Raw genomic sequence first — 11,298 nt, forward strand, 5'->3', positions numbered from 1 at the left:
GAGACCAGGATGCCACCAACGCCCACCGTTCCGCCCGGTCGACCGACGACCGGCTCGGCGGGTCAGCCGTTCTGGTCGCGGATCCCGTGCCCGGAGCGACGGATTCCGCGACCGGTTCGGAGGCGGTGGCGCTCGGCGGCACGGGAGCGCTCGGCGGCAGGCTCAGGCGGGAGGACATCCGGCGGCGGAGCGGGGCTGGGGCGGGGGTAGGTTGAGATCTCGCTCGGGACCGGTGCCCACCGGATCCCGGCGTGCCGTCGCGTCCGCCGTCCCCCTGAGCCTTCCCGTGAGCACCGTCACCACCAGCACCGCCCCGACCGCGAGCCGGCCCCTCGCCGACCTGCCGCCGCTGCTCACCGCCGACCCGGGCCTGGCCCAGGTCAGGGGGCGCACGCGCGCCGTGCTGGCCGTGGCCGAGCCGGCCCGCGCCCTCACCGTGGCGCACCTGGCGAGCGGCAACCGCACGCCGCTGCTGGTGGCGTGTCCCACCACCGGCGACGCCGAGCGCCTCAGCCACGACCTGGGCGCCTACCTGGGCGCCGACGCCGTCGAGCTGTTCCCGGCCTGGGAGACGCTGCCGTTCGAGCGGGTCAGCCCCAACGTCGAGACCATGGGCCGCCGCACGCGGGTCGTCTGGCGGCTGAAGAACCCGGCCCACGCCCCGAAGGTCGTGGTGGCGTCGATCCGGGCCCTGGTGCAGCGCCTCGGCCCCCACGTCGACGAGGTCGAGCCGCTCATCATCCGCCCCGGCCAGACCCTCGACCGCGACGAGGTGGCCCGCACGCTCGTCGCCGCCGGCTACCGGCGCGAGCCTCAGGTCGAGGCCCGGGGGGAGGTTGCGGTGCGCGGGTCGATCGTCGACGTGTTCCCCTCCACCGAGGACCGCCCGATCCGCATCGACCTCTGGGGCGACGAGGTCGACCGCCTCACCGAGTTCTCCGTCACCGACCAGCGCTCGACCGACCCGCTGACGGCCGCGGCGATCTTCCCGTGCCGCGAGCTGATGGCGACGAGCGACGTGCGGGCCCGGGCCGCGACGCTCGTCGCCACCCACCCGTGGGGCCGCGAGCAGTGGGAGCGCCTGGCCGAGGGCCTGGTGTTCGACGGCATGGAGTCGTGGCTGCCGTGGCTGACCGAGCGCGAGCACGTGCTGTTCGACCTGCTCGACGAGGAGGCCCTCGTCGTGCTCGTCGAGCCCCGGCGCATGCGCGATCGGGCGGCCGACATCCTCGCCGAGGAGGCCGACCTGGCCCGTCACCTGGCCCGCAGCACCTGGGACGTCCCCGACGGCACCGAGATCCCCAGCCTGCACCTGCCCTTCGAGCGGCTCTTGACCCACACCCGCGCCCCGGTGTGGACCATGGCCAACGCGGCCGACGCCCCCGACACTCCGGTGGTGCAGAGCATCGGCTGGAACCCGGCGGTCGGCGACGGCGCGGCCCTGGTGACCCAGGTGCGCGACATGGTGCGCGCCGGGTACCGCCTCGTCGCCGCCGCCGACACCGAGGCGTCTGCGGTGCGGATGGCCGACCTGCTCCGCGGCCATGACCTCGAGGTCGAGGTGCGCGTCGCCGCGCTCGACCGAGGCGCCATCCTGCCCGGCGCCGAGCTTGCGGTGCTGGCCGAGCCCGACCTCACCGGACGCCGTCGCCCCCACCGGGCCCCACGCTCGCGCCAGCGCGACACCGCCGGCTTCTTCGACGACCTGCGCGCCGGCTCGTTCGTGGTGCACCACCAGCACGGGGTCGCCCGCTACGGCGGCATGGTCACCCGCTCGATCGGCGGCGCCGAGCGCGACTACCTGCTGCTCGAGTACCGCGGCGGGGACAAGCTCTACGTCCCGTCTGACCAGATCGACGCCGTGCGCCACTACACCGGCGGCGAGGACCCTGCCCCGTCGCGCCTCGGCGGGGGTGACTGGCAGCGGACCAAGGCCAAGGTGAAGGCCGAGGTCCAGCACGTGGCCCAGGAGCTGGTGGTGCTCTACCAGCAGCGCCTCAACACCGTCGGGTTCAGCTTCCCGCCCGACACGCCGTGGCAACAGGAGCTGGAGGACGCCTTCCCGCACCGCGAGACGCCCGACCAGCTCACCGCCATCACCGACGTCAAGGCGGACATGGAGGACGGGACGCCGATGGATCGCCTGGTCTGCGGCGACGTCGGTTTCGGCAAGACCGAGATCGCCATCCGGGCCGCGTTCAAGGCCGTCCAGGAGGGCAAGCAGGTGGCGATCCTGGTACCGACCACGCTGCTCGCCCAGCAGCACTTCGGGACCTTCAGCGACCGCTTCGCCGGTTATCCAATCCGCGTCGAGGTGCTCAGCCGCTTCCTCACCTCGGGCCAGGCCCGCGAGGTGATGGCGGGGCTCCGCTCCGGTGAGGTCGACTGCGTGGTCGGCACCCACCGCCTGCTCTCGGCCGATGTCGCGTTCAAGGACCTGGGCCTGCTCGTCATCGACGAGGAGCAGCGCTTCGGGGTGAGCCACAAGGAGAAGATCAAGGCCCTCAAGACCAACCTCGACGTGCTCACCCTGTCGGCCACGCCCATCCCCCGGACCCTCGAGATGAGCCTCACCGGCATCCGCGACCTCACCCTGCTGCACACGCCGCCGGCCGAGCGCCAGCCGATCCTCACCTACGTGGGTGAGTACGACGAGCGCGCCGTGTCCGAGGCGATCCGCCGCGAGCTGCTGCGCGAGGGTCAGGTCTTCTTCGTGCACAACCGGGTGCGCGACATCGACCGCACCGCCCGGCAGCTGCGGGAGCTGGTGCCCGAGGCCCGGGTGGCGGTGGCCCACGGCCAGATGGACGAGGGCACGCTCGAACAGGTCGTGTTCGACTTCTGGGAGGGCCGCTTCGACGTGTTGGTCTGCACGACCATCATCGAGTCCGGCATCGACATGCCCACGGTGAACACCCTGGTGGTCGACCGGGCCGACCGCCTGGGCCTGGGCCAGCTCCACCAGCTGCGGGGGCGGGTCGGCCGGGCCGGCCAGCGGGCCTATGCCTACCTGTTCCACCCCGTGGACATGGCGCTGTCGGAGGAGGCCTACGAGCGGCTGAAGACCATCGGCGAGTCCACCGAGCTGGGCTCGGGCTTCCGCATCGCCATGCGCGACTTGGAGATTCGGGGCGCCGGCACCCTGCTCGGCACCGGCCAGTCGGGTCACATCTCGGCCGTCGGCTACGACCTCTACGTCCAGATGGTCACCGAGGCGGTCGCGGACCTGAAGGGCGAGACACCCCGGGAGCCGGCCGAGGTCAAGCTCGACCTGCCCCTCGACGCCCACCTCCCGGAGTCCTACGTGCCGCGCGAGGACCTGCGCCTGGAGGCCTACCGCCGCCTGGCGACGGTGACCACCCCGGCCGAGGTCGACGACATCCGCGTCGAGTGGGAGGACCGCTACGGCCCCGTGCCCGACCCCGCCGCCCAGCTCCTCGAGATCGCCCGGCTCCGCGCCGAGGCCCACCGCATCGGGGCCCGCGAGATCAACGTCACCAAGGGCCCGGCGTTCGGCGGACCGGCCTACACCGCCCGGGTGTCGCCCATTCCGCTGAAGCAGAGCCAGCAGATACGGGTGCAGCGCTTGTTCCACCAGGCGGTCTACAAGGAGGACAAGGGCCTGCTCGTGCTGCCGGTGCCCAAGACCCCCGACCTGGCCGGCACCCTGGTCGACCTGCTCCGCCAGCTCGTCCCCGCGGTCTGAGCGGGCGCGCCATCGCCGTCGGGTACGTCGAGCGTGCGTCTGATCCGACGCCGAGCGCAGGGCGAATGCCGGGGCCCGTCGCCCGACCCCTACCATCGACGCCCGATGGCCTCATTGCGCTCCCCGAGGACCCGCTCCGTCCGGTCCGCGGTCGCAGCCGCCGCCCTGATGGCGCTCGTGCTCGGCGCCACCGCCTGCAACCCGGGCCGGCCCCCGGCGGCCACCGTCGGTGACACCGACATCTCCGGGCAGCGGGTCGACGACATCCTCGACGCCTACCTCGAGGCCGACGCCGAGATGTACGGCGAGTCGATCGAGGGCGACGGTGACGACACCCTGCAGATGGAGCCGGTGGCGAGCCTGCTCAGCAACCTGGTCCTCCAGACGCTCCAGTCCAACCTCGCCGCCGAGCGCGGCGTCGAGCCCACCGAGGCCGAGCGGACCGAGGCCGAGCAGCAGGTCACGACGAGCTTCGTCAGCCAGACCGAGGCCGACCCGGCCGCGCCCGAGGGCGAGGTCAGCGAGGCCGAGGCGGCCAGCACCGAGATCTTCGACGCCCTGGCGCCTGACACCCGCGAGTGGTTGGTCGATCTGCGGGCCGACTCCCTTGCGCTCACCCGCGTGCTCTCCGAGGAGAACCCGCCCGACGAGGAGGCGGCCCGCCAGTTCTACGAGGAGAACCCCGCCCAGTTCGCGTCGGTGTGCCTGCGGCTGTTGGTGGTGGCCGAGGACGGGCTCGACGCGGCTCGGGCCCGGCTCGATGCCGGGGAGGACTTCGGCGACGTGTCGGCCGAGATCTCCACCGACCCCGCGGTCGCCGAGGCGCGCGGCGTGACCGGCGAGTGCACGCCGCTCTCCCAGCTGCAACAGCAGCTCCAGGGCGAGGCGTTCGAGCAGATCGCGTCCTCCGAGGTCGGTGGCGTCTCGGGGCCCTTCGCCTACGACGACCAGGGCAACGTGGTGCTCGTCGAGGTGCAGGACATCCAGCTCGCGCCGTTCGAGGATGTGCGCGACACCCTGCTCCAGCAGCTTCCCGCCGGGGGCGAGGCCGCTCTGGGCGAGCTGATCGAGGCCGAGCTGGCCGAGACCGACGTGCGGATCGACCCGCGCTACGGCCGCTGGGACGCCGAGCAGGGAACGGTGATCCCGCCGACCGGTCCCGTCCCCGATGCGCCCACCGCCCCGGTGCCGCCCCCCGGAGCGGAGCCCCCCGCGACGCCTGAGGCTCCGACGGATCCCGGCGCGCGCCCGTCACCCGACGCGCCGCCGCCTGCTGCACCCCCGCCGGACCCCGAGGCCCCACCGGCGGAGAACCCGCCGGCCGAGACCTCTCCCGACGGTCCCGTAGACCCCGAGGCCCCGCCGGCCGAGACCCCTCCCGACGGTCCCGCCGACCCCGAGGCCCCGCCGGCCGAGACCGGCCCCGCCGACCCCGAGGCCCCGCCCGCGGCCGAGGAACCGGCCTCCACCGCCCCGCCGGGCTGACCGGACCCCGTGACCGACCGCGTCATCGCCTGCGGGCTCGGACCGGCGGGCCCCGACCTCGTCACCGGTGAGACAGCCGCCCTGCTCGCCGGCGACCGCCCGGTGCGGCTGCGCACCTCCCGCCATCCGGCGGCCGCGCTGGTCGCCGGGGCGCCGAGCTACGACGCCACCTACGACGAGGCGGAGTCCTTCGCCGAGGTGTACCAGCGCATCGCCGACGACCTCGTGGCCCACGCCCAGGACCACGGCGAGGTCATCTACGCGGTGCCGGGGTCGCCCCGGGTCCTCGAGCGCACCGTCGAGCTGCTCGCCACGCGGGCCGCCGCGGGCGAGGTCGAGCTCGACGTCCGACCCGCGCTGTCGTTCCTCGACCTCACGTGGGTGCGCCTCGGCCTCGACCCCGTGGAAGAGGGTGTGCGCCTCGTCGACGGCCACTGCTTCGCCACCGCCGCCGCCGGCCAGCGGGGCCCTCTGCTCGTGGCCCACTGCCACAACCGGCGGGTGCTCTCGGACATCAAGCTGGCGGTGGAGGACCCGCCGACCGAGCCGGTGCTGGTGATCCAGCGCCTCGGGTCGCCCGACGAGGCGATCACCGAGGTCGCCTGGGCCGACCTCGACCGCAGCGTCGCGCCTGACCATCTCACGTCGCTGTGGATCCCGGCGCTGGCCGCACCCGTCGCCGGAGAGCTGGTGGCCTTCGCCGAGCTGGTGCGGACCCTGCGCGAGCAGTGCCCGTGGGACCGGGAGCAGACGCACGTCACCCTGAGCCGCCATGCGTTGGAGGAGGCCTACGAGGTCGTCGAGGCCATCACCGCCTGGGACGCAGCGCACGGCACCGCGGCAGAGGTTGAGGCGGACGAGCACCTGGCCGAGGAGCTCGGCGACCTGTTGTTCCAGGTCGTCTTCCACGCCACGCTCGGCGCCGAGCGGGGGGCGTTCGACCTCGCGAACGTGGCCCGGGGCATCGGTGACAAGCTCGTCCGCCGCCATCCCCACGTGTTCTCCCCGCCCGGGGCGGCGGGCGCGACGCACGCCGCCGACACCGGGTCGCTGACCCGGTCGTGGGAGGAGATCAAGCGGGCCGAGACGGGGGCGACCAGCGTCATGGACGGCCTGTCCGACACCCTCCCGTCGCTGCTCTGGGCCCACAAGGTGCTGCGCAAGGCCGATGCCGTCGGCCACCCGTGGACCGCTCCTGCGCCCACCGAGGTCGCCGATGCCGATGACCTCGGCGAGCGCCTGCTCGCCCTCGTCGCCGCCGCCCGGGACGCGGAGATCGACCCGGAGACGGCGTTGCGCACTGCCGCCGGTCGACTTCGCGACCGGGTCCGGGCGGCCGAGTCGTCGGGCTGAGGTCACGTCCGCAGATCGGCGGTACCGGAGCCCGACGCCGCCGGTCGCGTAGCCTCGGGACGTCCGACACCGTGGTCGGCCGTCCGCAACGGGAGCCCCCCAGATCCATGAGCACCCTCGAAGATGTCGTCGGCCGCGAGATCCTCGACTCGCGCGGCAACCCCACCGTGGAGGTGGAGGTGATCCTCGACTCCGGTGCGGTCGGGCGCGCCGCGGTGCCCTCGGGGGCCTCGACCGGCAAGTTCGAAGCCGTCGAGCTCCGCGACGGAGGCCCGCGCTACGGGGGCAAGGGTGTGCGCAACGCCGTCGGCCACATCGAGGGCGAGATCCGCGACCGGGTGATCGGCATGGATGCCCTCGAGCAGCGGGTGCTCGACCGGGCCCTGCTCGACCTCGACGGCACCGACGCCAAGTCCCGCCTCGGCGCCAACGGAATCCTGGGGGTCTCGCTGGCCGCGGCCAAGGCCGCGGCGCGGGAGGTGGGCGTACCGCTCTACCGCCACGTGGGCGGCACCAACGCCCACGTGCTGCCCGTGCCCATGATGAACGTGCTGAACGGCGGGGCCCACGCCGACAACAACATGGACATCCAGGAGTTCATGATCATGCCGGTCGGGGCGGCCAGCCTGGGCGAGGCCGTGCGGTGGGGCACCGAGACCTACCACGTCCTCAAGGCCATCCTGGCCAAGAAGGGCCTGGCCACCGCCATCGGGGACGAAGGCGGCTTCGCGCCGAACCTCGAGTCGAACGAGGCCGCGGTCACGCTCCTGGTCGAGGCGATCAAGAGCGCCGGGTTCACGCCGGGCACCGACATCGCCATCGCCCTCGACGTCGCCGCCAGCGAGCTCTTCAAGGGCCGGAAGTACAGCCTCGCCGGCGAGGGCCGCAAGATCTCACCCGCCGACTTCGTGGCGTACCTCACCGACCTCAGCGAGCGGTTCCCCATCGTGTCGATCGAGGACGGCATGGACGAGGAGGACTGGAAGGGCTGGGCCGCGCTGACCGAGGCCGTCGGCGATCGCGTGCAGCTCGTCGGCGACGACCTCTTCGTCACCAACGTCGAGCGTCTCGGGCGCGGCATAGCCGACGGTGTGGCCAACTCCATCCTGATCAAGGTCAACCAGATCGGCACGCTCACCGAGACCCTCGACACTGTGGCCCTCGCGGCGCGCTCGTCGTACACCGCGGTGATGTCCCACCGCTCGGGCGAGACCGAGGACACCACCATCGCGGATCTGGCGGTGGCCACGAGCTGCGGCCAGATCAAGACCGGGGCGCCGGCTCGCAGCGATCGGGTGGCCAAGTACAACCAGCTGCTGCGCATCGAGGAGGACCTCGGTGAAGCGGCGGTCTTCCCCGGCGCCGCCGCCCTCGCCCGGGGCGCAGCGTGAGCGAGCGTCGCCCTCGTCCGGGGCGTGACGTGGACAAGGGTCGCCCTCGTCCGGGGCGTGACGTGAACAAGGGTCGCGCCCGCCCGACCGGACCGACACCGGGCCCAACCCCCCGCCGTGCTCGCCCGACCGGGCCGAGGCCGGACCCGGCCTCCCGGACAGCGGCGCGCCGCGGTTCGACGCCCACCGGTGGACGCCGACCGCCTCGCCCCGGGCGTCGGGTGGCTGCCGGCCTGGTGGCCTCGGTGGCGTTGGTGGGCTTCTTGCTCGTCGGCGTGTTCCCCACCCGCGACTGGTTGGCCCAGCGCGACCAGACCGCGACCCAGCGGGCCGAGCTCGACGCCGTCGAGGACGACCAGCGCCGGCTCGAAGAGCGCATCGCGCGCCTCCAGACCCCCGAGGAGGTCGAGCAGATCGCCCGCGAGGAGTACGGCATGGCCCGTCCGGGGGAGCGCCCGTTCCGGATCCTCCCGCCGGCGGTGGCCCCGGTCGAGCTGCCCGACACCTGGCCCTTCGTCGGGGCCGAGGACTGGCTCAACCGGTAGCGGAGGGTGCCGGCCGGGCCGGAACGCCCAACCGGGCGGGGAGTGCCGCCCACCATGCGTCGACCGCCGTGGAGGCCGGGCCGAGGGGGCGGGGTCGATCGCGCAGGGCCGCCGCCACGGCGTCGAGTGATGGGCCGAGGGCGGCGGGGTCCGTCACGACGAAGGCCGGGGGCAGGCCGGCGAGGGTGGCCAAGCCACGTGCCTTGGCCACGTAGTACGGCGTCCCCGCGGCCAACACCGCGGGGACGCCAGCGGACAGGGCCAGCAGGGCGGCGTGGTACGACTGGACCGCCGCCGCGTGGACCGATGTCATGGCTGCGACCAGGACCCTCGGGTCAGAGCCGCACTCGACCAGGCGCCAGGGGGCGCGCAACGGCGTGGTGGCGCGTAGCCCGGCCAGGGTTGCGATCTCCGGCTCCGGTGGTTGGCGGTTCAGGGCCACGCCGGACACGTCCCAACCCCGCTCGTCGGCCAGAGCGTCGACCGCCCGGGCCCAGTTCCGCACGGGGTCCAACGTCGAGTCCGCCACGTAGTCGGCCCGCCGCACCGTCACCGCCACCACGGGTCGGTCGCGGCCGGAGCCGAGGGGACCGGGCTCCAGCCCCAGGGCGTCGTCGCCAGTGACCACCACCGTGGCCGGGTCGACGCCGGCGAGGGCCCGGGCGATCTCAGCTGAGGCCTCGTCGCGACACGCGACGGCCACGGCGCCGGCCAGCAGGCCACCGACGAGGGCCCGGTCCGCCGGCCCGTCGAGCGGGCCGATGCCCTGGCCCGAGCAGGCGTACCGGACGCCGGCGCGGCGCAGGGCGGCGCCGAGCACGGCGCGGGGGGCGATGAGGCCGTCGGACCACAACGACTGGAGCGAGCCGCCGCCGAGGAACACTGCGCCCTCGTAGCCGCCCGGATCGAGGGGACGCCAGCGGCCCTTGCCCACCTGCGTGAGGGTGGCGGCGGCCTCGTGCACCTCGTCGACGGGGCCCAGCTCGGCTCGGTAGAGGCCCGGAAGCACGTCGATGAGGGAGCCCAGCCACCGGGCCGAGGTGCGGCCCGGCGGGAGGTCGGGGCCATCGGTGACCAGGTCCACGGCGACCTCATCGCCCCACAGCTCGGCGACTCGGTCGAGTCCCCGCACCGTGATGGCGTCGTCGCCCAGGTTGGCCACACCGCCGGGCGCGACCACCAACACCCGGCGCCGCGCCGCTGTGGTCACCGGAGCCGCGGGGCGTGGGGCCAGGTCGGGCCGGAGGGCCACGGCCTCAGGGGTAGCCCACAAGGGGCCGGTCGCCGGGTGCACGGCCACCGCCGCCACGCCGTCGAGGGTGCCGTCAGCGAGCCGGCGGCCGGTGGGATCGAAGGTGCGGGCCACCCGTTGCGAGCCGATGCGCGGGTCCGACACACTGCGGTAGAGGCCCGAATCGAGCACCCGGTAGTGGCCCACCAGGGTGGGCACGAACGCGATCAGCCGGCCGGCGGCCATCACCCGCCGCACCATGACCCAGTCCTCGACGTGCTCGACCACTGGATCGGTCGACCAGCCGCCGAGGGCGCGGGCTGCGGCCAGGTCGACCAGCGACATGGCGTCGATGTAGTTGGCGCGGAAGAGGGCGGGCGACGGTGGCTCGTTGGCGATGGGGCCGAGCGCCGCGCCGTGGCGATCGACCTGGACGATCGTGCCGTAGGTGAGGGTCGCGCCGGTGCTCCGCGCCGTCTCGTAGAGGGTGGCCACGCCTTCAGGCAGGGCGACGTTGTCGGCGTCGAGCTGGAAGGCGTGGGTGGTGCGGGCCCGGTGGAGCAAGACGTTGCGGGCCTGGGTGAGGCCCAGGTTGACCTCGGACCGCACGACCCGGATGCGGGGGTCCTCGGTTGCGAGGGCGGCGGCCACGGTGGTGGTCGCGTCGACCGAGGCGTCGTCGAGGATCACGATCTCGCCCTGTTCATCGGGCGGCACCAGATCGAGCACTGCTTGCGCCGACCGCACGGCGTCGGGCAGCAGCTCGGCGTGGTTCCAGCTCGGGGTGAACACCGAGAGCCCGGGCTCGAGGGTCGGCGACGGGCCGAGGGCGTCGGTCAGGGACCGCGCCGCCGCGGCCCGGGCGGGGGCGGCGACGGCCCGGTGCAACGCGGCGGCCTGGGCGACGATCGCCTCATCGACGCGCTCGAAGCCGGCGGCCACCCGGGTCAGGTGGCGGTCGAGGGCGTGCAGCTCGTCGCCCACGGCGGTGACGCCGCCCCGAGTATCGTCGCGGGCGGCCCACACCAGCTTCTCGACCCGGGCCAGCGCGACGTCCAGGCCGTCGATGGCATCCCGAGCGGCGGACATGTCGTGGGCGACGTCGCCGATCGCGCCGGGGGCCCGGCGCGCCCGGGCCACGAAGCCCCGGACCCGCTCCGCCCGGCCTGCGGGGCCCGGATCGTCCTCAGGCACCGTAGGCCCCGGCCACCAGGTCGCGATCGGAGGATCCCGCCAGGACGTGCTCGACCACCGGACCCAGACGGGCCGCCACCGCGGAGACCGAGAGGTCGAGATCGGCCATGGCGTCGTCGCTCACGACGAGGGCGGCCAGCGGCCGAGGGAGGCGCGCCGCCAGATCGTGCGCCGGCCCGACCGGCATGACCTGGACCGGGAGGCAGCCCTGCTCGATCGTCTCCACCACCCGCAGCGGCTCGAGGTCGCCCGCGGCGCGCCACCACAGCCGCACCCGGGCGGTGCGGAGGAGGGTCGCCACCGCAGTGTGGTCGAGCACCGGGGGCTGGTCGAGGGCCCACAGCAGGCCGGGGAGGTAGCAGGTGCCGGGGCCGAAGGCGGCGTGGGCCCGCA

General features: G+C 74.2%; 7 protein-coding genes. 5 read left to right on the plus strand and 2 right to left on the minus strand.

The annotated features are described in order from the left end of the window. Positions 1-286 precede the first annotated feature (286 nt). The 5 genes from mfd (at position 287) to VNL12_RS01775 (ending at position 8,480) form a co-directional block, all read left to right on the plus strand. Positions 287-3,706 carry a transcription-repair coupling factor gene (gene mfd, locus VNL12_RS01755; protein WP_325591002.1) on the plus strand — a complete coding sequence of 1,140 codons (3,420 nt, stop codon included), beginning with the start codon at positions 287-289 and terminating at the stop codon, positions 3,704-3,706. A gap of 105 nt (positions 3,707-3,811) precedes the next feature. Beyond that, on the plus strand, positions 3,812-5,191 hold the full coding sequence (locus VNL12_RS01760; protein ID WP_325591004.1) for a peptidyl-prolyl cis-trans isomerase: 1,380 nt from the start codon (positions 3,812-3,814) through the stop codon (positions 5,189-5,191). A 9-nt stretch (positions 5,192-5,200) separates the two neighbouring features. Continuing rightward, complete coding sequence (locus VNL12_RS01765; RefSeq protein WP_325591005.1) at positions 5,201-6,544, plus strand: MazG nucleotide pyrophosphohydrolase domain-containing protein; 1,344 nt, start codon at positions 5,201-5,203, stop codon at positions 6,542-6,544. A 107-nt stretch (positions 6,545-6,651) separates the two neighbouring features. Next, the gene (gene eno, locus VNL12_RS01770; RefSeq protein WP_325591007.1) at positions 6,652-7,935 is read left to right on the plus strand and encodes a phosphopyruvate hydratase; all 1,284 of its coding nucleotides are present in this window, start codon (positions 6,652-6,654) and stop codon (positions 7,933-7,935) included. 221 nt (positions 7,936-8,156) lie between these two features. Next, positions 8,157-8,480 carry a septum formation initiator family protein gene (locus VNL12_RS01775; RefSeq protein ID WP_325591009.1) on the plus strand — a complete coding sequence of 108 codons (324 nt, stop codon included), beginning with the start codon at positions 8,157-8,159 and terminating at the stop codon, positions 8,478-8,480. Here the strand turns inward: VNL12_RS01775 and VNL12_RS01780 are convergent. Beyond that, positions 8,470-10,905 carry a glycosyltransferase gene (locus tag VNL12_RS01780; RefSeq protein WP_325591010.1) on the minus strand — a complete coding sequence of 812 codons (2,436 nt, stop codon included), beginning with the start codon at positions 10,903-10,905 and terminating at the stop codon, positions 8,470-8,472. The genes VNL12_RS01775 and VNL12_RS01780 overlap by 11 nt on opposite strands. Beyond that, positions 10,898-11,298: hypothetical protein (locus tag VNL12_RS01785; protein ID WP_325591011.1), on the minus strand; the 401-nt coding region annotated here is incomplete at its 5' end. The genes VNL12_RS01780 and VNL12_RS01785, both read right to left, overlap by 8 nt.

Source organism: Iamia sp., assembly GCF_035575815.1.
Lineage (GTDB): Bacteria > Actinomycetota > Acidimicrobiia > Acidimicrobiales > Iamiaceae > Iamia.

What these genes read in the sequence shown, in the direction of transcription:
- VNL12_RS01760 (WP_325591004.1), top strand. Translation starts at nt 3,812, where the DNA reads ATGGCCTCATTGCGCTCCCCGAGGACCCGCTCCGTCCGGTCCGCGGTC.
- eno (WP_325591007.1), top strand. Translation starts at nt 6,652, where the DNA reads ATGAGCACCCTCGAAGATGTCGTCGGCCGCGAGATCCTCGACTCGCGC.